We start from the raw sequence: 23,286 nt of genomic DNA, 5'->3' as shown, positions 1-23,286 counted from the left end.
GCCGGCGGCCAGCGTGCCGGGTCGGGGCCATGGGTATCCAGCAGGCGGTCCAGGCGGGCGGGTGTCATGGCGACAGGATCCTCCGCAGCATCAGGCGGGCGCGGCGCAGCAGTCCTTCCAGCGCGCGCTCCGAGACATCGAGGGCGGCCGCGGCCTCGGCGCCGCTCAGCCCGTCCTCATAGGCCAGGGCGATGGCGGCGCGTTGCCGGGCCGGCAATTGCGCCAGGGCCGCGGCGAGGGCTGCGCGTTCCTCGGCGGCCAGCGCGGCGGCTTCCGGCCCGGCGGCGGGATCGGCCAGGGCGGCCAGCGCCGCCTCCCCGGCCAGCGGGGCGCGGTCCCGCTGGCGGGCCCGGTCGATCGCCAGGTTCAGCACGATCCGGTGCAGCCAGGTGGTGAAGCGGGCGCGGTCGGGGTCGAAGCGGGGGGCGGCGCGCCAGGCGCGCAGCAGGGCGTCCTGCGCCACTTCCTCCGCCTCGGCGGCATCGCCCAGGACGCGCAGGGCCAGGCGCAGGGCGCGCTCGCCATGCCGGTCCACCAGCACGCCGAAGGCGGCGCGGTCGCCGGCGGCGGCGAGGCGCATCAGGTCGGCATCGCTGGCATCCTCGCGCGGCATCAGGCCGGCAGGACGCGGCGCGGCCATGGCCGGCAGCTGGCGTCGCGGGACGATACGGGCAATGGCGAGCGTGACGGGCATTGGCGGTTCTCGCGTGATACGTGCGGAACCCGCCCGCCCCACGCCGCCCGCCGCCTCACGGCGCGGGAAACAGCGCGTCGGTCCGGCCCATCAGCCAATAGGCGGCCAGCCCCACCCATTCCCGGCTTCCCCATTCGAACTCCTGCAGGCGCACGGGGAAGGAGGTCTCCAGCCAGGGCGACTGCCGGTCCCCGGTGCGGTAATTCACCGGCCAGGCGAGGATGCGCCAGCCCGCCTTGCGGAAGACCCCCATGCTGCGCGGCATGTGGCTGGCCGAGGTGACGAGCAGCCAGGTCTCGCCGGGCGCCTGCCGGACCAGGCGCAGGGTGTTCACCGCGTTCTCGTGGGTGTTGCGGGACTCCCGCTCGAAGGTCATCCGCCCGGCGGGGATGCCGAGGTCGAGCCAGAGCTGCCGCGCCACATCGGCTTCCGCGAGGGCGCCCGGGGCGAGGCTGGCCGAGCCGCCGGTGAAGACCAGCCGCGCCTCCGGATGCCGGCGGGCGAGCGCCACGGCCTCGGTCATCCGCTCGGCGGCGCCGTTCAGGGCCGGCAGGCCGCGCGCCTCGGTCAGCCGCTGCTCCACCGCGCCGCCGAGGACGACGATTCCGTCCACATGGGCGGGCTCCGTGGCCGGGCGGGGGAAGCGGTCCTCCAGCGGCAGCTGCACCCATTCGTTCAGCGGCAGCACGGCGACGGCGGCGAGGAAGCCGAGACCGGCCAGCGCCGGCCAGCGCCCCCAGCGCCGCCCCAGCCAGAGCGCGAGGAGGCCGATGAGGCCGAGCAGGATGGCGAGCGTGCCGGGCCGCAGCACCCACCAGAGCAGCTTGGAGGCAACGAAGAGGATGTCCTGCACGCTTGTCGTCCGTTCCTGCACGAAGGCGCCCGGGGCGCCCCCGACACCGTCGAAGGCGAGTGTCGCCGGCGGCCGGGCGCATGGGTTGGGCTTGCGGCCGCTCGACGCGGTCGGGCGCGCATCCCGCGCCCGCCGCTCGGCGCGGTGCCTTACAGCTCCAGCACCCGTCCCGGCGCCACCCGGCCGCGCGCCCAGTCCGCCAGCGCCAGCAGGTTGCCGCGGAACCGGCCTGACCGGTCCGCCCAGGGCTCCGGCCAGGGCGACAGCACGGCGTTCTTCAGCGTGTGCCGCAGCAGGCTCGGCAGGGCATGTGACCAGGGATAGGTGCCCTTGCGCGCCAGGTAGACGCTGTTCGCCACCTGGCTGTAGCCGAGCCGCCGCCCCGGCGTCCGCCCCAGCTTGGTGCCGAGATGCACGCCCCGCGCCCCCTCCAGCCGCAGGATGGCGCCATGCCGCCCCAGCGCGCGGGTGAAGTCGATATCCTCGTACCAGGCATAGAGCGGCAGGGCCTCATCCACCCGCACGCCCTGCGCCCGGACGGTCGCCATGCGCACCGCCATGTTGCAGCCATAGCCGTTGAAATGCGGCTGGCAGGCCAGCGCATCGCCCGCCCAGGCATCCCGCGCCAGGATGGCGCGTCCCTCCGCCGGCGAGTAGCCGGGGGCGTTGGCGCCGTCGGCCAGGACCGTCCCCGTGGTCACCACGCAGTCGGGCCGTGCCGCGAAGACCGCCTCGGTCGCCGCGCAATAGGCGGGCGCGGGCAGGAAATCATCGTCGAGGAACAGCAGCAGGTCGCAATCGCCCGCGGCATCGAGGATGGCATTGCGCTGCCGCGGCAGGCCCGCCGGGGCGGTCAGGTATTCGACGCCCGGCCGGCGCGCGCCCACATCCTCCGCAGTGACATGGCAGACGATGATCCGGTCCGGCCGGCGCGTCTGCCGGTCCAGTTCCGCCAGCGTCTCCGCCAGGATGGCGGCGCGGCCGCGGGTGGCGATGCCGATCGCGAGCCGCATGGTCAGGCGGCCGCCCCGGCCAGCGCCGGCAGCGGCAGGCCCGCCGCGGCATCCGGCATCAGGAAGCCGGCAAGGCGCCCCCGCACGGTTTCCGCGTAGTAGCGCGCGCCGAGCAGGTTGCCGCGCACCAGGCTGAGCCCGATGCCGCCCAGCGGCCGCACCATGAAGGGCAGCCAGACCCGCGCCGGCACGCCATGGCGCCGCAGCACGAAGCCCATCCCGCGGGCGTAGAGGGCGGCGCGTTCCACCGCGACCGGCGTCAGCCGCTTGTCCGGATGCACCACCCGCTGGTCCGGGTCGTAGCGCGCGACATGCCCGGCGCGCAGGGCGCGCAGCACCAGGTCGTTGCCCTCGGTCGAGCCGAGCGGGGTGCCGGGGCCGAGCCGCTCGTCGAAGCCGCCCATCGCCAGCGCCACGCCGCGCCGCAGGAAGAGGTTGAACTCGATCACGCTGGTCCAGACGTTTTGCGAGTCGATCGGCCCGGCTTCCGCGCGCCAGCGGCCGGAGCCGAGGCCGCCCTCGGGCGAGGCCGCCGGCCCGGTCAGGATGGCCAGCGCCGGGTCGGCGGCGAAGGCGGCGGTCACGCGGGCCAGCAACCCGGGCGGGAAGGTGCAGTCATCGTCCGGGAAGCCGACCAGGTCGCCCTGGGCCAGGGCGAGCCCGAGGTTGCGCGCATGGTTGGCGTGGGCGCGGCCGGTCCGTTGCCAGGCGACCGGCAGCCGGTCGCGCCAGGCTTCGATGACGGGCGCCAGCCGGTCGTCGCCGTTCTGGTCCACCACGATCACCTCCGGCGCCGGGTCGCCCTGCGCCGCGAGGCTCTCGAACAGGTCTCCAAGTTCGCGGTCGCGGCCGCGGGTGGCGACGACCAGGCTGACCCTCATGCCGGCACGCGCTCCCGCAGCAACGCCTCCACATGGTCGCGGAACCGCGTCCGGAAGGCGGGGACCGAGAAGCGCAGCGCATTCTCCCGGCAGGCTTCCGGCCGGATGGCCAGCGACAGCGCCTGGAAGCGCCGCACCGCCTCCTGCAAGGACTGGGCGGTCTGTTCGGGGAACAGCACGCCGGTCTCGGGCCGGAGGATGTCGCGGGCGCCGCCGCGGCCATAGGCGATCAGCGGCGTGCCGCAGGCCTGCGCCTCCACCATGCCGATGCCGAAATCCTCCTCGGCGGCATAGACGAAGGCGCGGGCGGTGCGGACCAGCCGGACCAGCTCCGCCTGGCTGACATGGCCGAGGAAGGCGATGTTCGGCGCCCCCTGCGCCGCGGCGCGCACCTGCGGCAGGCTCGGCCCGTCGCCGCACACCACCAGCCGCTTCTCCGGCATGGCGCGGAAGGCCTCGGCAACCAGGTCGACCCGCTTGTAGGGGACCATGCGGGCGGCGATCAGGTAGAAATCCTCCCGCGCCTCGCCGAAGGTGAAGCGGTCGAGGTCCACCGGCGGGTGGATGACGGCGGCGTCCCGCCCCCAGGCCTTGCGGATGCGCTCGGCGATGTAGCCGCTGTTGGCGACGATCGAGTCCACCCCGACCGCCGAGCTGCGGTCCCAGTGCCGCAGCCGGTGCAGCTGCCAGCGGGTATAGGCGCCCAGCAGGCCGCGCTCGAGCCCCGCCTGCTTCAGGTACTGGTGCTGCAGGTCCCAGGCATAGCGCATGGGCGAATGCACGTAGCTGACATGCAGCTGCCCCGGCCCGGTGATGACGCCCTTGGCCACCGCATGGTTGGAGGACAGCACCAGGTCGTAGCCCGCGAGGTCGAACTGCTCGACCGCCAGCGGCATCAGCCCGAGGAATTTGCGGAAATGCTTCCGGGCGAAGGGCAGGCGCTGGATGAAGCTGGTGCGCGGCACCCGGCCGCCGAGGAAGCCGCGCTCCCGCTCCGGCAGGAAGTCGACGACCGTGAACAGGTCGGCATCGGGCCACAGGTGCAGCAGCTGCTCCACCACCCGTTCGGACCCGGCATAGCTGTCGAGCCACTCATGGACGATGGCGACCTTCACCGCGCCGCCTCCGGCAGCAGGGCGAGCAGGCGCTCGGCGGCGCCGCGCCAGGTGAAGCGGGCGGCGCGGGCCAGGCCGCGGGCGCGCAGGGTGTCGCTCAGTCCTTCCTCCTCGAGCAGCCGGACCAGCATGGCCGGCAGGTCCTGGCCATTCTCCTGACCGAACCAGATGGCGGCGTCATGGCAGACTTCCGGCACCGCGCCGGCGCGGGCGGCGATGACCGGGCAGCCGCAGGCCATCGCCTCCAGCGGCGGCAGGCCGAAGCCCTCGTAGCGGGAAGGGAAGAGCAGGCAGCGGGCGGCTTCGTACAGCGCCCGCAGCTCGGCATCGCTGACCCGGCCGAGCGCCGCGACCCCGGGACCGGACGCCGCGCCCCCGGCGCGGAAGACGTTGGGATCGGCGGCGCCGACCACCGCCATGACCAGCCCGCGCGCCTGCAGCAGGCCGGCGCAATCGGCCAGCGCCGCCAGGTTCTTGTGCGCCGCCGGGTTGCCCACCACCAGGGCATAGCCGCCCGGCGCCAGGCCGTGCCGGGCCAGCACCGCCGCATCGGCCGGGGCGCGCAGGATGTGCTCCGCCCCCTCCGGCATGACGCCGATCCGCTCCTCCGGGAGGCGCAGGTGATGGGCGATGCGGCCGCGGGAGAATTCCGAGACGGTGACGAGCCGCGCCCCGGCCCGCGGCAGCGCCAGGTGCAGCGCCCGGTACCAGGACCGGAAGGCGAGGGAATAGCTCTCCGGCGTGTCGAAGGCGCCGGCGTCGTGGATCACCACCGCCTGCCGCCGCCCGGCCAGCAGCGGCGCGGTATTGCCCAGGCTGACCAGGACATCGCCGCCGAGCCGGCGCGGCAATTCCGCCTGCTCCCAGCCCTGGCCCGGCAGGCGGCCGAAGACCTCCTCCCGCAGATGCGGGAAGGGGGATGGCGGCCCGCCCGGCGGCCGGAGCAGCCGCGCGCCGGGCAGCAGGCCTTCCGCCGCCATGGCGTCGAATTGCCGTGCGACCTCGCCGGCGAAGCGCTGCACCCCGGTGACCCGCTGCGCCAGGAAGCGGCCATTGACGGCGATGGGCATCACGACCCCGCCCGCAGCAGCAGCCGCGGATGCCGCAGCGCGCCGCGCAGCCCGGCCCGCTCCTCCCGGTCCAGGGCGCGGAAGGCCAGCACGACGAAGACCGCCATGACGGCGAGGCCCAGCGCCGCCATCGCCGCATGGCCGGCGACCAGCGGCATCAGCGCCAGCCCGCCCGCCGCCGCGGCCAGCACCGGTCGCAGCCGCCGCACCGCCTCGCCCGCCGCCGGATAGAGCCGGGCGGCCAGCCACAGCTTGCCGATGCAGTCGACCAGGCAGCGCAAGGTCCAGGCCACCGCCGCCCCTTCGATCCCGAAGGCCAGCAGCATGAGCGTGGCGAGCGGCAGGTAGAGCACCGCCTGCGCCAGGGAGAAGCGCGCCGTCGCGTCCGGCCGGCCGATCGCGTCCAGCAGCGCATTCGGCACGAAGGCGACGCAGGAGAAGACGATCCCGACGCCGAGGATGCGCAACACCATGCCGCCGCCAGCGGCGAAATCCGGCCCGAGCCAGAGCGCGAGGATCTCCTGCCCGCCGGCCGCCAGCAGAAGGCCGACCGGCAGCACCAGCCCCAGCACCATCAGCCCGCCGCGCCGCAGCAGCGCCGCCGTCTCCCCCGGCTGCGCGGCATAGGCGGAGGCGAAGGCCGGCAGCAGGGTCTGCGCCACCGCGACCGGCAGCATCCAGACCCGCAGGACGAGGTCGAGCGGCGTGGCGTAGTAGGCCACCGCCGCCAGGGTCAGCAGCGCCCCGATCAGGAAGCGGTCGGCATAGAGCAGGGCCTGGGTCAGCACGCCCGAGAAGGTCATCCAGCCGCCGAGTCGCAGCAGCGGCAGCACCAGAGCCAGCCGCAGCCGCGTCCCCAACACCTCCCGCACCAGGCGGCGGAGCAGCAGCAGGTAGGAGACGGTGTTGGCGAGGCGGACCGCGACCAGGGTCAGCATCACCGCCATCAGGTCGTCCCAGACCAGCAGCACCAGCACCGGGCCCAGGTAGTAGAAGATGTTCACCGGAATGGTGACGAGGTTGGCATCGCGGAAGCGCTGATAGGCGGCCAGCACCCCCCAGAGCGCGGCGTTCAGCACCACCAGCGGCGCCGCCGCGGCCAGCACGCGCATGCCCGCCACCGCCTGCGGCTGCAGCGCCGGGGGCACGTTCAGCACGCGCTCCACCAGCATTGGGACGACCAGCCAGAGCAGCCCGGCCAGCACCAGGCTGAAGCCGGCCAGCGCCACCAGCGCCGCGCCGACCAGCCCCGCCGCTTCCCCGGCCCGGCCGGTGCCGATGCGTTCCGAGACGGCGCGGGTCAGCGCCTGGCCCACGCCGAAGTCGAAGACGCCGAAGACGCCCACGAGCGCCAGCGCCAGGGTGAACAGCCCCCAGCGCTCCACGCCCAGTTGCTGGATCAGCAGGGGCGTCAGCGCCAGGGCCAGCAGCAGGGGCAGGCCGCGCCCCAGCGCATTCCAGGCGAACCCGGCGACCATGGTGCGGGCGCGGGTGCGGTTCTCGGGCTGATCCATGCGGGCCTTCGGTCCGGCGGGGCGCCGGCAGGCCCCGCAGGTCGGGGCCACGATGGGACGAGGCGCGGTGCCGGGAGGCCGGCACGGCGCCCCGCCGCTTTAGGGGCTTCCGGGCGGCGACGCACGCGCGGAGTGGTGGCCCGCGGATGAGCCGGGAGGCGAGGCAGGGGCGCCGCGGCGGCCGGTGCCGCCGCGGCGCGGCTCAGTAGGCGCCGCGGCGGGCGAGGACGACCAGCGGCGTCTTCAACAGGATGCGCAGGTCGGTCCAGACCGACAGCCGCGTCGCATAATCGACATCCAGCGCCACCCGGGTGGCATAGGTGGTGTCGCTGCGGCCGCTCACCTGCCAGAGCCCGGTGATGCCGGGCCGGACCGAGAGATAGTGCTCGGCGGCCATGCCGTAATGCTCCGCCAGCTCGGCGGCGACCACCGGGCGCGGCCCGACCAGGCTCATCTCCCCGCGCAGGACGTTCAGCAGCTGCGGCAGCTCATCCAGGCTGGTGGCGCGGAGGAAGCGGCCGATGCGGGTGACCCGCGGGTCGTCCTTCAGCTTCCGGGTCGCCTCCCATTCCGCCCGCGCGTCCGGGTCGGCCGCCAGCAGCGCTGCCAGGCGGGCCTGCGAATCGGTGACCATCGAGCGGAACTTCAGGCAGCCGAAGCGCCGGCCGCCCAGGCCGACCCGTTCATGCCCATAGAAGACCGGCCCGCCATCGGCCCGGACCAGCAGGGCGAGGATGCCGAAGAGCGGCGCGCAGAACAGCAGCAGGGTCGCGGCGCCGGCGAGGTCGAGCCCCCGCTTCAGGGCGCGCTGCAGCCCGGCCTGGCCGACCCGGGCACGCAGCGGCGGGGCCGGGACCGTCCCGCCCATGGCGGGGACGGCGACCTCGGATGCCATCGAACGGTAGACCTCGACGCCAAGCATGGCGGCCCGACCCTTCCTCGAACCCGGCGGCCGGCAGGGCGCGCCCGGGATGAACCTGTGCCCGGGCGGGCCGCTGGGCGGCGCTGACGCTTCCGGACAGCGTCCTTTTGCCGCATCGGCCGCGCCGGAATGAGACGCGGTTGCGGCCGGATTGTGGCACCGCACAAACCGCAGGGGTGACGACCGCGACGGCAGCCATCGCCATCTGCGCCGGACTATTTTCTTCTCGGCCCTGGAATGTCGGCGCGGGCCGGGCGTAAGGAGGAAGCGGAAGCCGGGCCGGCGGCATCGAGTCGGAGGGCCAGCATGCCTGGGACATCCCGGGACGCGGAGGAGACGGAGGCGGCGGGAACGACGTTGGGGCCGGCGCGCGGCATCCTGCTGGCCGTCCTGCTGTCCTCCGCGCTCTGGATCGGCATCGCCATCGCCGTCCGGACCCTGTGGTAGGCCCGGCGGCCAGCCCCGGCCGGCGCCGCCCCGCGCCTGCGCCCGACCACGCAAGCCGGTGCCGATCCCTGCCCGCCGGACGGCGGGCTGCCCCCGGCCGATCAGCCGCTGCCGCGGTCCGCGCCGGCTACAGGGTGAAGGCGATGCCGCCGGTCGCCGTGATGTCGTAGCCGCCCATGCGCGCGGCCCGGGCGGCGAAGGCCGGGCCGCGGGCGAAGGCCAGCAGCGCCTGCACCGGCGGCTCGAAGTAGTCGCGCCGGTCCATCACCAGGTCGAAGCGCTCCCGCAGCAGCGGCACGAAGGCCAGGCCGCGCGCGGCCGCCTCCGCCCGGATGCCGAAGCCGGCGCTCGCCCGGCCCTCCGCCACCGCCGCCGCCACCTCGTCCTCGGCCATCGCCGGTGCCGCCAGGAAGCCGACCTGGTCCAGCCGCAACCCCGCCTCCGACAGCAGATGCAGCAGCAGCGCGTGGCTGCCGGCCCGCGGCTGCCGCCCGATGACGGCGAGGCCGGGCCGCGCCAGGTCGGCAATCGCGCCGAGGCCCAGCGGATTCCCGGGCGGCAGGATCAGCCCCTGGTCCCTGACCGCCCAGGCGATGCCCACCGCGCCGCCGCCCGCCAGCCCGGCGCGCGCCGCGGGTTCGTTGAAGGCGCCGGTGTCGGGGTCGATCAGGTGCATGGCGGCGACCATCGCCTCGCCCCGGGCCAGCGCCTCCAGCCCCTCCAGGCTGCCGCCACCCAGCAGCGCCAGCCCGCAGCCCGATTGCCGGACCGCCCAGTCCAGCAGCGGGTCGTGGCTGCCGGCCAGGATGGCAGGCGGCGCCGCGCGCGGGCCCTGGCCGGGCGTTGCCGCCTGCGTCGCCAGCCAGCCGGCCAGCATCGCGCGCGGGAAGAGCCACTTGCCGCCGACCTGCGCCGCCGGGACGCGGCGCTGCCGCGCCAGGTCGTAAAGCGAGCGTTCCGAGAGCCGCAGCCAGGACGCGGCCTCCCGCAGGGTGAGGACATCCGGCATCGGGTGGCAAACTCCGGCAGGAACCGCGGCATCGTCAAGCCTTGGCCGCATTGCCCCGGCGCGGCGGCGCCGGCATCTGGCGCCGCATGCGACGCTTCCGCCGGGCCCTGATCGCCGCCCTGCTGCTGCTGCCCGCCCTGCCGGCGGCGGCGCAGGACCGCTTCATCACCCTCGCCTCCACCACCAGCACGGAGCAGTCCGGGCTGTTCGCGCATCTGCTGCCGGCCTTCACCCGGGCGACCGGCATCGGCGTGCGGGTGGTGGCGCTGGGGACCGGGCAGGCGCTGGATGTCGGCCGCCGCGGCGATGCCGATGTGGTGCTGGTGCATGACCGCGCCGCCGAGGAAGCCTGGGTGGCGGAGGGCTGGGGCGGGCCGCGCCGGCCGATCATGTACAACGACTTCGTCGTCATCGGCCCGGCCGGCGACCCGGCGGGCATCGCCGGCCTGACGGACACGGCCGAGGCGTTGCGCCGGATCGCCGCGGCGAAGGCGCCCTTCGTCTCCCGCGGCGACCGCAGCGGCACCCATGCGGCCGAGTTGCGGCTGTGGCGGCAGGCGGGCCTGGACCCGGCGGCCGGCCGCGGCGCCTGGTACCGGGAGGTCGGGCAGGGCATGGGGCCCGCCCTGAACACGGCGGCGGCGCAGGACGCCTATCTGCTGGCGGACCGGGGCACCTGGCTCGCCTTCCGCAACCGGCAATCGCTGCGGATCCTGGTCGAGGGCGACCAGCGCCTGTTCAACCAGTATGGCGTCATGGTCGTCAGCCCGGCGCGGCACCCGCATGTGAAGGCGGCCGAGGCGGAGCGCTTCGTCGCCTGGCTGGCGGGCCCTGCCGGCCAGGCGGCCATCGCCGCCTACCGCATCGAAGGGGAGCAGCTGTTCTTCCCCAATGCCGGTCGTCCGGGGGCCTGAACGCCCCACTTCTTGATCTAGCGCCCCGGCGCTGGTCCCGCGTTGCCTGGGGCGACCCGGGAACCGGTCGAGCGGGCCGGTTCGCCGCTCGGGCCGGCATGGGGGTTGCCCGCGGCAGGGGGCCGAGACCCTGCCGTGGGGCCGGCCGATCGCCGGGCCGACGCCGTGCCCGTCCCGGCGGCTGACGCGGGTGGCCGGCGGAAGCGAGGCCCGGACCCTGTCGGCGCTGGGCATCGATGGGCGGGGCCTGGGACGGCGTCGATCGTCGGTGTGGGGGGGGAGGCAATGCGTGCCCGACATCCGGTCGCCGCGGGCGACGCCGCGCTCCGCCGCCGGCGCTACCCGTCCCTAGAGCGGATCCCGGCCAGGTGAAATCGCCTGATCGGGTGAAGATGCTCGTAGAATCAAAAGACTGGAGCGGTTGCCGTGAGGCACGGCGAACGGAAGCCGCTCTAGCCGGCCGCGACGCTGATATGCACGCGCCCGCCACCGAGCCCGCGCGGCCGCGGCAGCACGGCGGTGACCCGCCCCGGCAGGCTGGTGCCGGCGCCGGCGATCAGGCCGGCCAGCGCGTCCCGCTCTGCGGGCGGCAGCCGGCCCAGCCGCTCCCCGGCGGCGGAAAAGGCCTCGATCGCCAACCCTCCCTTCAGCACTCGCAGCTCCACGGCGTCTCCCACCCGCGGGCTCGCCACCCCCGGCCCGGGTTCTCCGGCCAGGTAGGTCAGCAGGTCGAGGCTGTCGGGCACGCGGCGAGTCCTTCTCGGGTGGCGCCGCTCAATGCCGCGGCCACGCCTTCGGTTCTCGCACGGTCCGATGACAACTGCGAGGCGAATGTCAGGGAGGAACGGCCGATTTTCAGGCATTTGCAGCGGTTGACGAAGGCTTTGCATCAACCCGCCGAGCCAACCCTCAGCCGAGCGTGATGTCCTGCGCGACCAGCTCCGCCAGGGCGAGGGAGGCGGTCAGGCCCGGGCTCTCGATCCCGAACAGGTGGAACAGGCCCGGCACGCCATGCACCGGCGGTCCCTGGATGGTGAAGTCCTGCCCCGGCGCGCCTGGCGGCACGATCTTCGGCCGGATGCCGGAATAGCCCGGCGCCAGCGACCCATCCTTCAGCCCCGGCCAGTAGCGCCGGATCGCGGCGTAGAAGCTATCCCCGCGGCGCGGGTCCACCTCGTAGTCCAGCGTCTCCACCCATTCCACATCGGGCCCGAACCGTGCCTGGCCGCCGAGGTCGATGGTCAGGTGCGTCCCGAGGCCCCCTGGCACCGGGACGGGGTAGATGAGGCGGGAGAAGGGGTTGCGCCCGGTCAGCGTGAAGTAATTGCCCTTGGCGTAGTAGGCGGTGGGGACGAGCTGGCTCGGCATGCCCTCGATCCCCCGCGCCAGCCTCGGCGCGTGCAGCCCGGCGGCATTGACCAAAGTGCGGCAGCGCAGCGCCATCGGCTCGGCGCCGCCCACCTCGATCACCACGCCCTCCTCGGTTGCCCGGCCGCCGGTGACGGGGGCGAAGAAGACGAAGGTGGCGCCGGCATTCTCGGCATCGCCCTGCAGCGACAGCATGAAGGCATGGCTGTCCAGGATGCCGGTGGAAGGCGAGTGCAGCGCCGCCGTGCAATGCAGCTCCGGCTCCAGCGCCAGGGCCTCGGCGCGCGTCAGCTTGCGCAGGTCCGGCACGCCGTTGGCCGCGGCGCGGGCCTTGATGCCGTCCAGCTTCTCCGCCTCGGCCTCATCGGTCGCCACGATCAGCTTGCCGCAATTGGCGTGCGGGATCCCGCGCTCCCGGCAATAGGCGTAGAGCATGTGCTTGCCGGCGACGCAGGCGCGCGCCATCAGGCTGCCGGCGGGGTAGTAGATGCCGGCATGGATCACCTCCGAGTTGCGGGAGGAGGTCTCGGTCCCGATGCCCTCGGCGGCATCCAGCACGATCACCTCGCGCCCCGCCAGGGCGAGCGCGCGGGCGACCGCGATGCCGACCACGCCCGCACCGACCACTACGCAGTCCACGTCGTCCATTCCGGCCTCCTCGGGAAAGGGCTTCGCCCCCTCCCGAACCCTCCCCCAACCAAAGGCCGAAGGGCCTTTGGAAACCTCGCGCTTCAGCGTCCGCGGAACACGGGCTTGCGCTTTTCCTTGAAGGCCGCCAGGCCTTCCCGCAGGTCGTCGCTGGCCTTGGCCGCCTGCATCCGCTCCTCCAGCGCCGCCACGTCCAGCGACTGGTGGCCGATCTCGTTGATCGCCCGCTTGGCGCCCTGCACCGCCAGCGGCGCCAGCTCGCCGAGGCGGGCCGCGATGGCGTCTATGCGCGCGTCCAGCGCCTCCGGCGCCACCAGGTCGGTCAGGTAGCCGATGCGCAGCAGCTCCTCGCTGCTCTGCTCCTCCGCCAGCATGAACAGCCGCTTGGCGTTGTTGAAGCCGAGGCGGGAGACATAGCGCCTGAGGCCGCTTTCGTAATAGTGCACGCCGATGCGGGCGGCCGGCATGAACATCACGGTCGCCGGCGTCACGCCGACGCGGAAGTCGCAGGCCAGCGCCAGGTCCGTGCTGCCGCCATACACGCCGCCATGCAGCCGGGCGATGGTCGGGATGCGCAGCATCTCGATCCGGTTGATCATGTCCTCGAACCCGGCGCCGCCGGTGTCCTTCACCCCGCCCGCTTCCGCCTGCCGCGCCATGTCGCCGAGATGCGCGCCGGCCGAGAAGGCCTTGCCGGTGCTGGCGATGACCAGCACGCGCACATCCGGGTTCGCCTCCACCTCGGCCAGCAGGGCGAGGATGCGGGCGATGTCCTCGGGCTGCACGCGGTTCATCACCGCCGGCCGGTTCAGGTGCAGGGTGGCGCGGCTGCCGGCGATGGCGAGGCTGGGCAGCGTGCCCTCGTCCCGGGTCTTCACGGCGGCGCTCATGGCGGTCTCCTCCTCACCGGCCCGCCTTGTGGCGGCGGCCGGGCGAGGCGGCAAGGGGCGGGCGGGTCAGCCCCGCCGGCGGAGGATGCCGAGGCCGAGCAGCGCCGGCAGCAGCACCGCCAGACCGCCGGGGGCCGGCAGCACCGCCCGGAACAGCAGGCCGCTCGCGCCCGTGATCGCCAGGCTGCCGCGGTCGGTGCCCAGCGGCCCGGCATTGTCGAACCGCACCGGGACCGGGCCGATCGCGCCGATGCCGCCATAGCCGATGAGCGGGGAGGCGCCGCCGGCGATCCAGGCGAGGCCCAGGCTGGTCGTCATGTCGGAGAAGCCGCCGATATGGAAGGCCGGCGCCGGGCCGGGCGGGTCCACCGTCACCCAGGCGAAGAACAGCGGCGGCGTGGCATCCACCGCATAGCCCAGCCCGCCGATGCGCAAGGACTGGCCCAGCGCCGGGATGCCCGGCCCCGGCGGCGGCCCCTGCACGGTGGCGACCTGCCCGGTGTCGCCGCGCAGCCGCCAGACGAAGGGCAGGTCGGTCAGCGCCGCCGTCCCGCCGGCCGGCGCCGCCAGGGTCGCGGTCAGCCGCCCCGCGATGCTGTAGGTGATGGTGGTCGCGCCGGCCGCGCCGGCGCCGCACACCCCCGCGGCCAAAAGCGCCGCCATGACCCCGAACCGCATCGCCGCTCCTCCCCCCGCGCCAGGCGCGGCCGTCCTGGCCCCGTTCCGGAGGCCTGTCAGCTTGGCGGGCCGCCCGGCGCGATGCCGCGCGGCAGCAGCCCCATCCCATGCGCGGCCCGCTCCAGCTCCTCCCGGAACTCGGGATGCGCGATCCCGATCAGCAGCCGCGCCCGCTCCGGCGCCGACTTCCCCTTGAGGTTCACCAGCCCGTATTCGGTGACGACATACATCATGTCGGCCCGCGTGGTGGTGACCGTGGTCCCGGGGGTGAGCTGCGGCACGATGCGGCTGCGGCGCTGGCCCCGCTTGTCGTAGGTGGAGGGCAGGCAGATGAAGCTCTTTCCACCGTCCGAGGCATAGGCGCCGCGGACGAATTGCGCCTGCCCGCCGGTGCCGGAGATGTGCCGCGGCCCATCCGCCTCCGACGCCGCCTGCCCGGTCAGGTCCACCTGCGTGGTGCTGTTGATGGCGACCGCCTTCGGGTTCTGCATGATGACATGCGGCATGTTGGTGTAGTCGAGCGCGTTGCAGAGCAGGTCGGGGTTGCCGTCGATGGTGTCGTACAGCGCCTGCGACCCGACCGCGAAGGTGTAGACCACCTTGCCCGGATCCAGCCGCTTGCGCGCGCCGCTGATCAGCCCGCGCCGGTACAGCGCCGCCAGCCCGTCCGGCAGCATCTCCGTATGGATGCCGAGGTCCTTGACGTTGGCATCCGCCAGCAGCGCGCAGACCGCGTTCGGCATGCCGCCGATGCCGATCTGCAGGCAGGCGCCGTCCTCGATCTCGGCCGCGATCAGGCGCGCCACCGCCTGGTCCGCCTCGGTCGGCGGCGGGTTGGGCAGGGTGGGCACCGGCGCGTCGTCGCCGGCGATGAGGTAGTCCACCTCGCTGACATGCACGCCGTTGTCGACGCCATGCGCATGCGGGATGGTCGCCGAGGTCTCGACCACGACGCAGCGCGCGCGCTCGATGAAGGCGCGGTAGTAGAGGTTGGCCGGGCCGAAATTCATCATCCCGTCCGCATCCGCCGGGCGGGCCTTGATGACGACGATGTCGACCGGGTCGATGAAGCGGCGGTAGTAGTCCGGGATCTCGCCCAGGTTCACCGGCATGTAGTGGCAGCGCCCGGCATCGCCGAGCTTCCGGTCATAGCCGCCGAAATGCAGGCTGGTGAGATGGACATGCGCGCCGGCCGGGTCCGCCTCGATCGAGGCGCGTGGCCGCATCGTCAGGGCGGACCGGATGCCGACATCCCGCAACTCTCCGATGCGCGCGGCGAGGGCGGCATCGAACAGGTCCGGCTGGCTGAAGATGCCCCCATATTCGAGCCACATGCCGGACCGCACGAGGCCGGCCGCCTCCGCCGCGCCGATGGTCCGCGCGGGCCGCGCCGCGAGTCGCTTCTGCATCGCCTTCCCCCTGCGGGCCCTGCCGGCATGCTCCCCCGGGCAGGATAGTCCCGGCTGCGCATCGGCGGGAAGCGTGGCGCCGGCCTCTTCCGCCGCCGCCGCCGCCGCGCCACTCTGCCCGGCACGAATGCCGTGGAGGGGCCGCCCATGTCCGACCTGCCCAGGACCGTCGAGATTCATGAGGAAGGCCCGCGGGAGGGCTTCCAGATCGAGCCGGGGCCGATCCCAACCGCGGACAAGGTCGCGCTGGTGGATGCGCTGTCGGGCACCGGGCTGCAACACATCCAGGTCTGCTCCTTCGTCAATCCGCGCCTGGTGCCGGGCTGGGCGGATGCCGAAGCGGTCTGCGGCGGCTTCGCGCCGAAGGACGGCGTGCGCTACGCCGCGCTCTGGTTCAACGAGAGCGGCCTGAACCGCGCGCTGGCCTTCAAGGACAGGCTGGGCATCACCGGCTCCATCTCCCTCGCCGCCTCCGACGCCTTCTCCCGCAAGAACCTCAATCGCGGCCATGCCGAGAACCTGGAGGCGATGCGGAAGCAGACCGCGGTGCATCTGGCGGCGGGGGTGCCGGTCACGCGGCTCGGCGTCATGGCCGCCTTCGGCTGCAACTACCAGGGCGATATCCCTCCCGCCCAGGTGGTCAGCACGGTCGCGGACGGACTGGCGATCGCCGAGGAGGCCGGCGTCACCATCACCGACCTCTCGCTCGCCGACACCATGGGCTGGGCGACGCCGATCCGGATCGAGCGCGGCATCGGCGCGGTGCGGGAGCGCTGGCCGCATCTGCGCATCGGCCTGCACCTGCACGACACGCGCGGCCTGGCGGTGGCCAATGCCCATGCCGGGCTGCGCCTGGGCGTGACGAAATTCGATACCACCGTGGGCGGGCTGGGCGGCTGCCCCTTCGCCGGCCAGAAGGGCGCCGCGGGCAATATCTGCACCGAGGAGCTGGTCCTGCTCTGCGAGGAGATGGGCATCGCCACCGGCGTCGATCTCGACGCGCTGATCGAGGTCGGGCGGCTGGCCGAGCGCATCGTCGGCCACCAGCTGCCTTCCGAGCTGCTGCGCGCCGGCAGCCTGGACGCCTTCCGCCGGCGCGCCGCATGAGCGGCACAGGCCGCCCGGGGGACGGCCCGCAGCCGCTGCGAGGGCTGCGGGTGCTGGAGTTCAGCCACACCATCATGGGCCCCTGCGCCGGGCTCGTCCTGGCCGACCTGGGCGCCGAGGTGGTGAAGATCGAGCCGGCGCCGCATGGCGACCACACGCGGCGGCTGCCCGGCTTCGCCTCCGGCTTCTTCGCCACCTTCAACCGCAACAAGCGCAGCCTGGCCCTGGACCTGAAGCGGCCGGAGGGGCGGGCGACGGCGCATCGCCTGGCGGCGCAGGCCGACATCGTGCTGGAGAATTACGGCCCGGGCACCATGGAACGCCTGGGCTGCGGCTGGGAGCAGCTGCGGGCGGTGAACCCGCGCCTGGTCTACCTGGCGCTGAAGGGCTTCCTCGCCGGGCCCTACGAGCATCGCCCGGCGCTGGACGAGGTGGTGCAGTTCCAGTCCGGCCTCGCCTACATGACCGGCCCGCCCGGCCGCCCGCTGCGCGCCGGCGCCTCGATCATCGACATCCTCGGCGCGGTCTTCGGCGTGACGGCGGTGCTGGCGGCGCTGCGGGAACGCGACGCGACCGGGCAGGGCCAGCGCGTCTGCTCCTCGCTCTTCGAAAGCGCGGTCTTCCTGATGGGCAGCCACATGGCCGGCCTCGCCGCGACCGGGGAGCCGCCGCCGCCCATGCCGGCCCGGCGCGGCGCCTGGGGCATCTACGACGTTTTCCAGACCGCCGACGGGCCGCTCTTCATCGGCGTGACCAGCGACCAGCAATGGGCGCGCTTCACCCAGGCCTTCGGCCTGGCTTCGCTGGCCGCGGACCCGCGCTTGGCCACCAATGCGCAGCGGGCGCAGGAGCGGTCCTGGCTGCTGCCCGCCCTGCAGGCGGCGCTCGGAGGCCGGCCGCAGGCGGAGGTGGAGCGCTTGTGCGACGGGGCCGGCATCTCATGGGCGCCGGTGGGCCAGCCGGCCGATTTGTTCGAGGATCCGCATCTGGCGGCGGGGGAGGGGCTGCTCGAGACCGCCATCTCGGCGCTGGGCGGCGGCGCCCGCTTCGGCCTGCCCGCCCTGCCGCTGGAATTCGGCGCCGACCGTGCCCGCGTCCGGCTGCGCCGCCAGCCGCCCCGCATGGGCGAGCACAATGCCGAGGTGCTGGCGGAGGCCGGCTATGGCGCAGCGGAGATCACCGCCCTGTCGGCAGCCGGGGTGGTGGTGGCAGCCTCGCCGCCCCTGGCCTGACCGGCGGCCTCGCCCGACCGCCGAGGGGCGGCCCCGGGGCGACAGCCGCGCCGGGCGCCCACGGCCGGCCGGGGCCGTTTCGGGGTCTCCAGTTGCCGGCCGGTCCTGCAGCCCGGGCGGGGCCGATGGTCGGCATGCCCCGGCGGGGCAGAGGGGAGGGGCGCTTCGGCTCCGCCTAGGCGCGGCCAGGGCGCTGGACCCCGGCACGGTGACGCGTGACGCTCGGCCATGCCCGCCTGGCCCGGGCCTGCCGCGCCGGTCGCGGGCGAGGCCGCCGGCGGTCGCCGTCAGGCGACGGCGACCGCGCTGTCCTGCCAGCCGCCGTCGGCGCCGCCAAGCGCGCGCATGAGCATCTGCAGGCTGGCCGCCGCTTCCCCGCCGCCGGCCGGGCCGGCGCCGCGCACCTGCTGGTCCAGCATCGCGGCCAGGCCGCGCTGGCGGTAGCTGGCATCCTCGGTCGCGGTGACCACCGTCTCGCCGCCCGGTGTCGTTGCGCCGCATGCGACGGCGATCGCCGCATTGCCGGCCATGGCGGCAAACAGGACGGTCGCGCGGAAGTCGAGCGCGGCGCAGCATTCGGCGATGGTCCCCTGGTCCGGCCCGCGCCCGCGGATCCGGGGTTCGAGGCCGGCCAGATGCGCCGCCAGGGCAGGACGGTCGGCCTCGGTCAGCCGCCGGATGCGCAGCCACGGCACTGGCGATTGCCTGGCAATGACGTAGAGGCGCGGCGGCGGGCCGCGGCGGGCCCGGCGCAACGGGGTCCGGTCTGCCGGGGTATCCTTAGCCATGCGCGCTCTCCGTTCGCAGGGCGGCCCGATACTGCCGCACAGGTTGTTCGCCCGATCTCCATGCCATCACGGGACCGCGCGCGATGTGCGCTAGCGCACATCCGGGCTTGCTCGAAAATGAACGGTACGCAAATTTACGCTACATTCGGTGCCGCGATGCGCGCCAGGCGATCATGGCGCCCAGCGCCGGCAGGGCCGCGAGCAGGGCGAAGGCCAGGGCATAGGACCCGGCGGCGGCTACCAGGGCGCCGAGCAGCGAGGGGCCGACAACCACCCCGGCGAAGGCGATCGCCAGCACGGCCCCGGCTGCCTCGCCCGCCCTGCCGGGGGCGGCCAGCCGGGCGGCTTCCGCCATCAGCACCCCGTTCCAGCCGGCGGCGCTGCCGCCCAGCAGGCAGAACAGCAGGATGACGGCGCCGGCCGGCCAGGCGGGAGCGAGCGGCACCAGCAGGCCGCCGAGCACGGTGATGCCGCCGATCAGCGCCAGGATCCGCGGCCCGTCGCCCCAGCGGTCGGCCAGGGCGCCCCAGCCCAGCCGCGCCGCCGCCCCCACCGCCTGGGTCGTCGCGGCCGCGAGGCCGGCCGCCACCGGCGTCCAGCCGAACTCCTCGACCAGCATCGCCACGGTGTAGGTGCCCAGCGCCAGCTGGAAGCCGGAATAGAGGCCCGAGATCGCGGCGAGGCCGGGCAGCCCCGGCCGGTCCCGCAGCGCCCGCCAGCCGCCGCCGGCCCCGGCGATCAGGCGCGCCCCCGGATCGCGCTCCGCCGCCCAGGGGCGGTCGAACACGCCGAAGCCCGCCGCCGCCAGCAGCAGCACCAGGGCGAGGGCGAGGATGGCGCCGCGCCAGCCTAGCGCCCCGGCCAGGGAGGGCAGCAACAGGCCCGCCAGCGTCCCGCCGATCGGCACGCCGGTCTGCTTGATGGCGAAGATCATTGCGCGGCGGCGGGGCGGGGCGAGGCGGGCCAGGACCTCGGTGGCGGCCGGGTTGGTCAGCCCGTAGCCGAGGCCGATGAGTACGGCGCCGAGCGCCGCGCCGACGAGGCCGAAGAGCAGGAGCAGCAGGCAGGCGAGGCCGGCGGCGGCCAGCGCCGCCTGGGTGCAGCGGGCCGAGCCCCAGCGCCGCAGCGCCCCGGCCGAGAGGAAGGAGGTGGCGCTGGCGGCGCAATAGACGATGGCGACCTGCCAGCCGACCCAGTGCGGCGCGGCGCCGAGGTCGCGGGCGGCGAGCGGGGCGAGGACCGGCAGGACGAAGACCGTCAGCGTCGCCAGGGCCTGGGCGGCGGTGGTGGCCGCCAACGCGGCGCCGAGGCCGGCAAGCATCAGGGGCGGGTCCAGCCGGGCGTCGTGCTCCGCACCGGCGCCCGGCATGGCGGTCCGGGCGGCCGGCCATGCCCGGCAACGCCTTGCGGCGCCGCCCGGGATGGCCCGGTGCCGGCCGGGCCCATGGCGGCGCCCGCCACTATTGCGGCGGGAGGCGCAGCGCGGCGTCGAGCCGGATGGTCTCGCCGTTCAGCATCGGGTTGCCGGCGATCGCCAGCACCAGCCGGGCGAAATCCTCCCCGGCACCCAGCCGGCGGGGGAAGAGCGGCAGCTTCACCAGCGCCTCCCGTGCCGGGTCGGGCAGGCCGGCCAGCATCGGCGTCTCCATCAGGCCGGGCGCGATGGTCATCACCCGGATGCCGCTCCGGGCCAGTTCGCGGGCGGCCGGCAGGGCCAGGCCCACCACGCCGGCCTTGCTGGCGGCATAGGCGCATTGACCGAACTGCCCCTCATAGGCGGCGATGGAGGCGGTGTTCACGATCAGCCCGCGCTCGCCATCCGGCCCGTCCGGCTCGGTCGCCTGCATCCGCGCCGCCGCCAGGCGCAGGACGTTGAAGGTGCCGATCAGGTTCACCCGGATCACCCGTTCGAACAGCGCCAGGTCGTGCGGCCCGTCGCGCCCCACCACCCGGGCTGGCGGGGCGATGCCGGCGCAGGACACCGCCAGCCGCAACGGCCCGAGGGCAGCGGCGCGGTCGAGCGCCGCCTCGACCGCTGCCGGGTCGGCGACGTCGCCGGCCGCCGCGGCGCCGCCGATGCGGGCGGCGACGGCCTCCGCCGCCTCGGCCTTCAGGTCGAGGACGACGACCTTCGCGCCGGCTGCCGCCAGGGCCTCGGCCGTCGCGGCGCCGAGGCCGGAGCCGCCGCCGGTGACCAGCGCCGCGATGCCCCGAAGCTCCATATCCTGCCCTCCCGCCATGCTGGGCAGACCCTCCCCCGCGTGGCGGTGGGGGTCAACGCCGGGCGAGCCATGGGGTGGACAGGGGATGGTGACGTCCGGGGCCGGGACGACGGGCGCAGCGGGGCGGGGGGCGCCACGGGCCTGCGCAGGGGTCCTTTGGGGGCGGTCCGGGTGCTGGCCTCGGCGCGCGGCGCCGGGGGCCTTGCGGCGACGGCGATCCCGGCCGCCGAGGGGAGAAGGGCTTTTCCTGGGGCGGGGATGCGGGCGGCGCGGCGCCCACCCGGAACCCGGGCCCCGCCGGCAGCGGCCCCGGAAACGGCAGCGTGGGGCAGGGGGCGGCGCCCGGCGGGACGAGGCCCGGCCGGGCGGGCACCGCCCGGTGGCGGCCGGCCCGGTACGGCCGGCATTCCCCGGCGGCGCCGGGGACCAGGCCCTGCGGTCAGGCCGGCTTGCCGAGGCGCTTGCGGCCCCCGGCCCAGGCTTCCTGGGCGCTGGGGAAGGTCTCGCGGCTCTGCTGCACCACGACCTGCGTCGCCTCCTCGACGATCAGCCAATGCCACCGGCGCGGCGGCAGGGGCTGGCGCTGGACCTTCACCTCGTAGCTGCGCGGATTGCTGGGCGGGATTGCCGGGCCGTTCTTTCCAATGATGCTGGCTGACATTCGTGCGGGGCTTACCGTTCGAGAAGCAGACTCAACGAACCCCGGGGATCGGGGTCCTGGCGGGCCATATCACGCGGTCGAGAGGCGCCAAAGATGCCCCGCCTTCGCGCATCATTTAGAACGCTAACCGGTTGGTGGGAAGAACGAACGGATGTTCCATGTGAGGGCATGATGCTTCGCAATGGCCCGGCCGAGATGGCGGCGGATCCAGGAAAATATCAGCATCCCGCAGGGTCGCAGGGGTCGGACATGGCAGGGCCGGGGGGCACGATCGCACGGGTGGACGCGCTAGCCATGGCCCGTGCGGCGCAGAGTCCCGACATGGTGATCGGGCTGGTCGGCGCGGTCGGGGCCGGCGCATCCTCCGTCGGGAGAGTGCTGCGACGGCTGCTGTCGCGGTCGGGTTGCGAATCGGTCGCCATCCGCGCGCGGGACGTTCTGCAGCGCGCCGCGCCGCTGGCCTGGGCGGCGGCGGAATCGGAACCGCCGATCCGCCGCTTCCGCGCGCTGCAGGAAATCGGCAGCCGGCTGCGCCAGGAAAACGACAACGCCTTCGTCGCCGCCGGCATGATCGGCGCGATCCATGCGGCGCGGGCCGCCGGCGGCCCGGTGGTCGCGGTGTGCGACGCGCTGCGCCATCCGGCCGAGGTGCAGCTGCTCCGCTCGGTCTATGGCGAGGCCTTCTGGCTGCTGGGCGTGGTCTGCGACGAGGGCACGCGGCATGCCCGGCTGATGCGCAAATACGGCTTCGCGCCGGCGGATCCGGCGGCGGCGCGCGCGGTGCAGGACTTCATGGGCCGTGACGAGGATGGCGGGCGGGAGCACGGGCAGCGCGTCGCCGACACCTTCCGCTACGCCGATTTCTACCTGGACAGCTCCGCCGCGCTGCCGGACACGGCGGTGGAGGACGAGGTGCTGGATGCCTGGCCGGTCACCGCCGACCTCGCCCGCTTCCTCTCGCTGGTGCGCGCCGACCGGCCGATGCTGCGCCCGACCGGGGCGGAGCAGGCGATGTACCACGCCTATGCCGCGCGGCTGGGCAGCGCGTGCCTGTCGCGCCAGGTCGGCGCCGTGCTGGTCGGCCAGGACGGGCAGCTTCTCTCCACCGGCTGCAACGAGGTGCCGCGGGCCGGCGGCGGCCTGTACGGGGAGGGCACGGACGACCCGGCGGAGGTGGAGCGCGGCCGCTGCCATGCGCTGGGCGGCTTCTGCCGCAACACCGACGAGCGCAACCGGCTGGTGGACCATGTGCTGGACCTGCTGGAGGAGCAGGGCGTGGATGTCGGCGATCCCGCCCGCCGCGCCGACCTGTCCCGCCGCCTCCGCCGCTCCCGCCTCGGCCATCTGGTCGAGTTCAGTCGGTCCGTCCATGCCGAGATGGATGCGCTGATCTCGGCGGCGCGGCGCGGCGTCTCGACCATCGGCGGACGGCTCTTCGTGACGACCTTCCCCTGCCACAATTGCGCGCGGCACATCGTGGCGGCGGGGGTCGACGAGGTGCAGTTCATCGAGCCCTACCTGAAGAGCAAGGCGCTGGCGCTGCATGCCGACAGCATCACCCTGCCGGAGGCGGGCTGGGTGCCGCCCAGCGTGGCACGCCGGCAGGGCAGGCCCGGGCCGCACCGCGTCTGCTTTCGCCCCTATGTCGGCGCCGCGCCGCGGCTGTTCCGCCGCGCCTTCCTGAAGGACGGCGAGGTCAAGGACCCGATGAGCGGCCACCTGCTGGAGGCGCCGCTGGATGCCTTCGAGAATCGCCGCCCGCTGACCGAGGGCTATCGCGCGCTGGAGGCGCGCATCGCCGGCCGCTTCGGCGAGGCGGGATGATTGGCAGGGCCGGCGGTGCGGCCTAGC

At 74.5% G+C, this 23,286-nt stretch carries 23 protein-coding genes; 5 read left to right on the top strand and 18 right to left on the bottom strand.

Translation table 11 applies throughout. The features are described from left to right. Window positions 1–64: 64 nt before the first annotated feature. The 8 genes from E2C05_RS09310 to E2C05_RS09275 all read right to left on the bottom strand — a co-directional run bounded on the left by E2C05_RS09310 (window position 65) and on the right by E2C05_RS09275 (window position 8,062). The gene (locus tag E2C05_RS09310; RefSeq protein ID WP_200306542.1) at window positions 65–640 is read right to left on the bottom strand and encodes a sigma-70 family RNA polymerase sigma factor; all 576 of its coding nucleotides are present in this window, start codon (window positions 638–640) and stop codon (window positions 65–67) included. A gap of 109 nt (window positions 641–749) precedes the next feature. Continuing rightward, the gene (locus E2C05_RS09305; protein ID WP_133219338.1) at window positions 750–1,547 is read right to left on the bottom strand and encodes a YdcF family protein; all 798 of its coding nucleotides are present in this window, start codon (window positions 1,545–1,547) and stop codon (window positions 750–752) included. Window positions 1,548–1,696: 149 nt separating this feature from the next. Further along, window positions 1,697–2,560 carry a glycosyltransferase family 2 protein gene (locus E2C05_RS09300; protein ID WP_133219337.1) on the bottom strand — a complete coding sequence of 288 codons (864 nt, stop codon included), beginning with the start codon at window positions 2,558–2,560 and terminating at the stop codon, window positions 1,697–1,699. A gap of 2 nt (window positions 2,561–2,562) precedes the next feature. Then, the gene (locus E2C05_RS09295) at window positions 2,563–3,441 is read right to left on the bottom strand and encodes a glycosyltransferase family 2 protein (RefSeq protein ID WP_133219336.1); all 879 of its coding nucleotides are present in this window, start codon (window positions 3,439–3,441) and stop codon (window positions 2,563–2,565) included. Next, window positions 3,438–4,556, bottom strand: a complete 1,119-nt coding sequence (locus E2C05_RS09290; protein WP_133219335.1) for a glycosyltransferase — start codon at window positions 4,554–4,556, stop codon at window positions 3,438–3,440. Before E2C05_RS09290 ends, E2C05_RS09295 begins: the two co-directional genes overlap by 4 nt. Next, window positions 4,553–5,626: a glycosyltransferase family 4 protein gene (locus tag E2C05_RS09285; protein WP_133219334.1), complete on the bottom strand. Its 1,074-nt coding sequence runs from the start codon at window positions 5,624–5,626 to the stop codon at window positions 4,553–4,555. The genes E2C05_RS09290 and E2C05_RS09285 overlap by 4 nt, the downstream gene beginning before the upstream one ends. Continuing rightward, window positions 5,626–7,140 carry a flippase gene (locus E2C05_RS09280; RefSeq protein ID WP_133219333.1) on the bottom strand — a complete coding sequence of 505 codons (1,515 nt, stop codon included), beginning with the start codon at window positions 7,138–7,140 and terminating at the stop codon, window positions 5,626–5,628. The genes E2C05_RS09285 and E2C05_RS09280 overlap by 1 nt, the downstream gene beginning before the upstream one ends. Before the next feature lie 202 nt (window positions 7,141–7,342). Then, window positions 7,343–8,062: a sugar transferase gene (locus E2C05_RS09275; protein WP_133219332.1), complete on the bottom strand. Its 720-nt coding sequence runs from the start codon at window positions 8,060–8,062 to the stop codon at window positions 7,343–7,345. A 306-nt stretch (window positions 8,063–8,368) separates the two neighbouring features. Between E2C05_RS09275 and E2C05_RS32900 the strand changes: the two genes are divergently transcribed. Beyond that, the gene (locus tag E2C05_RS32900) at window positions 8,369–8,509 is read left to right on the top strand and encodes a hypothetical protein (protein ID WP_158292033.1); all 141 of its coding nucleotides are present in this window, start codon (window positions 8,369–8,371) and stop codon (window positions 8,507–8,509) included. Between the two features lie 127 nt (window positions 8,510–8,636). Here E2C05_RS32900 and E2C05_RS09270 read toward each other — a convergent pair whose 3' ends face one another. Next, on the bottom strand, window positions 8,637–9,518 hold the full coding sequence (locus tag E2C05_RS09270) for a helix-turn-helix transcriptional regulator (protein ID WP_158292032.1): 882 nt from the start codon (window positions 9,516–9,518) through the stop codon (window positions 8,637–8,639). Window positions 9,519–9,604: 86 nt separating this feature from the next. Between E2C05_RS09270 and E2C05_RS09265 the strand changes: the two genes are divergently transcribed. Next, window positions 9,605–10,432 (top strand): substrate-binding domain-containing protein, encoded by an 828-nt coding sequence (locus E2C05_RS09265; RefSeq protein ID WP_133219330.1) that lies wholly within the window; start codon window positions 9,605–9,607, stop codon window positions 10,430–10,432. A 452-nt stretch (window positions 10,433–10,884) separates the two neighbouring features. Here E2C05_RS09265 and E2C05_RS09260 read toward each other — a convergent pair whose 3' ends face one another. From E2C05_RS09260 to E2C05_RS09240, 5 genes are all read right to left on the bottom strand, one after another. Continuing rightward, a complete protein-coding gene (locus E2C05_RS09260) occupies window positions 10,885–11,178 on the bottom strand; it encodes a hypothetical protein (protein WP_133219329.1) in 294 nt (97 codons plus the stop codon). 163 nt (window positions 11,179–11,341) lie between these two features. After that, window positions 11,342–12,448, bottom strand: coding sequence for an NAD(P)/FAD-dependent oxidoreductase (locus E2C05_RS09255; RefSeq protein ID WP_133219328.1), 1,107 nt, complete (start codon window positions 12,446–12,448; stop codon window positions 11,342–11,344). Between the two features lie 83 nt (window positions 12,449–12,531). Beyond that, window positions 12,532–13,338, bottom strand: a complete 807-nt coding sequence (locus E2C05_RS09250; protein WP_133219327.1) for an enoyl-CoA hydratase/isomerase family protein — start codon at window positions 13,336–13,338, stop codon at window positions 12,532–12,534. Between the two features lie 66 nt (window positions 13,339–13,404). Continuing rightward, complete coding sequence (locus E2C05_RS09245) at window positions 13,405–14,016, bottom strand: hypothetical protein (protein WP_133219326.1); 612 nt, start codon at window positions 14,014–14,016, stop codon at window positions 13,405–13,407. A 56-nt stretch (window positions 14,017–14,072) separates the two neighbouring features. Next, window positions 14,073–15,425, bottom strand: coding sequence for an acetyl-CoA hydrolase/transferase family protein (locus tag E2C05_RS09240; protein ID WP_133219325.1), 1,353 nt, complete (start codon window positions 15,423–15,425; stop codon window positions 14,073–14,075). Between the two features lie 147 nt (window positions 15,426–15,572). Here E2C05_RS09240 and E2C05_RS09235 point away from each other — a divergent pair, with 147 nt between their 5' ends. Then, window positions 15,573–16,532 (top strand): hydroxymethylglutaryl-CoA lyase, encoded by a 960-nt coding sequence (locus tag E2C05_RS09235; RefSeq protein WP_133219324.1) that lies wholly within the window; start codon window positions 15,573–15,575, stop codon window positions 16,530–16,532. Continuing rightward, complete coding sequence (locus E2C05_RS09230) at window positions 16,529–17,764, top strand: CaiB/BaiF CoA transferase family protein (protein ID WP_133219323.1); 1,236 nt, start codon at window positions 16,529–16,531, stop codon at window positions 17,762–17,764. Before E2C05_RS09235 ends, E2C05_RS09230 begins: the two co-directional genes overlap by 4 nt. A 287-nt stretch (window positions 17,765–18,051) precedes the next feature. Here the strand turns inward: E2C05_RS09230 and E2C05_RS09225 are convergent, their stop codons facing one another. From E2C05_RS09225 to E2C05_RS09210, 4 genes are all read right to left on the bottom strand, one after another. Beyond that, on the bottom strand, window positions 18,052–18,459 hold the full coding sequence (locus E2C05_RS09225) for a hypothetical protein (protein ID WP_158292031.1): 408 nt from the start codon (window positions 18,457–18,459) through the stop codon (window positions 18,052–18,054). Between the two features lie 232 nt (window positions 18,460–18,691). Next, window positions 18,692–19,921, bottom strand: a complete 1,230-nt coding sequence (locus E2C05_RS09220) for an MFS transporter (protein WP_133219321.1) — start codon at window positions 19,919–19,921, stop codon at window positions 18,692–18,694. Window positions 19,922–20,012: 91 nt separating this feature from the next. After that, window positions 20,013–20,774: an SDR family NAD(P)-dependent oxidoreductase gene (locus E2C05_RS09215; protein WP_133219320.1), complete on the bottom strand. Its 762-nt coding sequence runs from the start codon at window positions 20,772–20,774 to the stop codon at window positions 20,013–20,015. 439 nt (window positions 20,775–21,213) lie between these two features. Then, window positions 21,214–21,435 (bottom strand): hypothetical protein, encoded by a 222-nt coding sequence (locus E2C05_RS09210; RefSeq protein ID WP_133219319.1) that lies wholly within the window; start codon window positions 21,433–21,435, stop codon window positions 21,214–21,216. 321 nt (window positions 21,436–21,756) lie between these two features. On the opposite strand from E2C05_RS09210, the gene E2C05_RS09205 reads away from it, so the two are divergent. Beyond that, window positions 21,757–23,259, top strand: a complete 1,503-nt coding sequence (locus tag E2C05_RS09205; protein WP_205082768.1) for a deaminase — start codon at window positions 21,757–21,759, stop codon at window positions 23,257–23,259. Window positions 23,260–23,286 lie beyond the last annotated feature (27 nt).

This window comes from Paracraurococcus ruber, assembly GCF_004353985.1.
Classification (GTDB): Bacteria; Pseudomonadota; Alphaproteobacteria; order Acetobacterales; family Acetobacteraceae; genus Paracraurococcus; species Paracraurococcus ruber.
This window is presented reverse-complemented; position numbering and strand designations above follow the sequence as displayed.

Bases quoted from the DNA above. Each gene is read 5' to 3' on its own strand.
- E2C05_RS09270 (WP_158292032.1), bottom strand. From the start codon at position 9,518: ATGCCGGATGTCCTCACCCTGCGGGAGGCCGCGTCCTGGCTGCGGCTC.
- E2C05_RS09280 (WP_133219333.1), bottom strand. From the start codon at position 7,140: ATGGATCAGCCCGAGAACCGCACCCGCGCCCGCACCATGGTCGCCGGG.
- E2C05_RS09300 (WP_133219337.1), bottom strand. From the start codon at position 2,560: ATGCGGCTCGCGATCGGCATCGCCACCCGCGGCCGCGCCGCCATCCTG.
- E2C05_RS09250 (WP_133219327.1), bottom strand. From the start codon at position 13,338: ATGAGCGCCGCCGTGAAGACCCGGGACGAGGGCACGCTGCCCAGCCTC.
- E2C05_RS32900 (WP_158292033.1), top strand. From the start codon at position 8,369: ATGCCTGGGACATCCCGGGACGCGGAGGAGACGGAGGCGGCGGGAACG.
- E2C05_RS09245 (WP_133219326.1), bottom strand. From the start codon at position 14,016: ATGCGGTTCGGGGTCATGGCGGCGCTTTTGGCCGCGGGGGTGTGCGGC.
- E2C05_RS09235 (WP_133219324.1), top strand. From the start codon at position 15,573: ATGTCCGACCTGCCCAGGACCGTCGAGATTCATGAGGAAGGCCCGCGG.
- E2C05_RS09275 (WP_133219332.1), bottom strand. From the start codon at position 8,062: ATGCTTGGCGTCGAGGTCTACCGTTCGATGGCATCCGAGGTCGCCGTC.
- E2C05_RS09240 (WP_133219325.1), bottom strand. From the start codon at position 15,425: ATGCAGAAGCGACTCGCGGCGCGGCCCGCGCGGACCATCGGCGCGGCG.
- E2C05_RS09310 (WP_200306542.1), bottom strand. From the start codon at position 640: ATGGCCGCGCCGCGTCCTGCCGGCCTGATGCCGCGCGAGGATGCCAGC.
- E2C05_RS09285 (WP_133219334.1), bottom strand. From the start codon at position 5,626: ATGCCCATCGCCGTCAATGGCCGCTTCCTGGCGCAGCGGGTCACCGGG.
- E2C05_RS09205 (WP_205082768.1), top strand. From the start codon at position 21,757: ATGGTGATCGGGCTGGTCGGCGCGGTCGGGGCCGGCGCATCCTCCGTC.
- E2C05_RS09210 (WP_133219319.1), bottom strand. From the start codon at position 21,435: ATGTCAGCCAGCATCATTGGAAAGAACGGCCCGGCAATCCCGCCCAGC.
- E2C05_RS09255 (WP_133219328.1), bottom strand. From the start codon at position 12,448: ATGGACGACGTGGACTGCGTAGTGGTCGGTGCGGGCGTGGTCGGCATC.
- E2C05_RS09295 (WP_133219336.1), bottom strand. From the start codon at position 3,441: ATGAGGGTCAGCCTGGTCGTCGCCACCCGCGGCCGCGACCGCGAACTT.
- E2C05_RS09220 (WP_133219321.1), bottom strand. From the start codon at position 19,921: ATGCCGGGCGCCGGTGCGGAGCACGACGCCCGGCTGGACCCGCCCCTG.
- E2C05_RS09230 (WP_133219323.1), top strand. From the start codon at position 16,529: ATGAGCGGCACAGGCCGCCCGGGGGACGGCCCGCAGCCGCTGCGAGGG.
- E2C05_RS09215 (WP_133219320.1), bottom strand. From the start codon at position 20,774: ATGGAGCTTCGGGGCATCGCGGCGCTGGTCACCGGCGGCGGCTCCGGC.
- E2C05_RS09265 (WP_133219330.1), top strand. From the start codon at position 9,605: ATGCGACGCTTCCGCCGGGCCCTGATCGCCGCCCTGCTGCTGCTGCCC.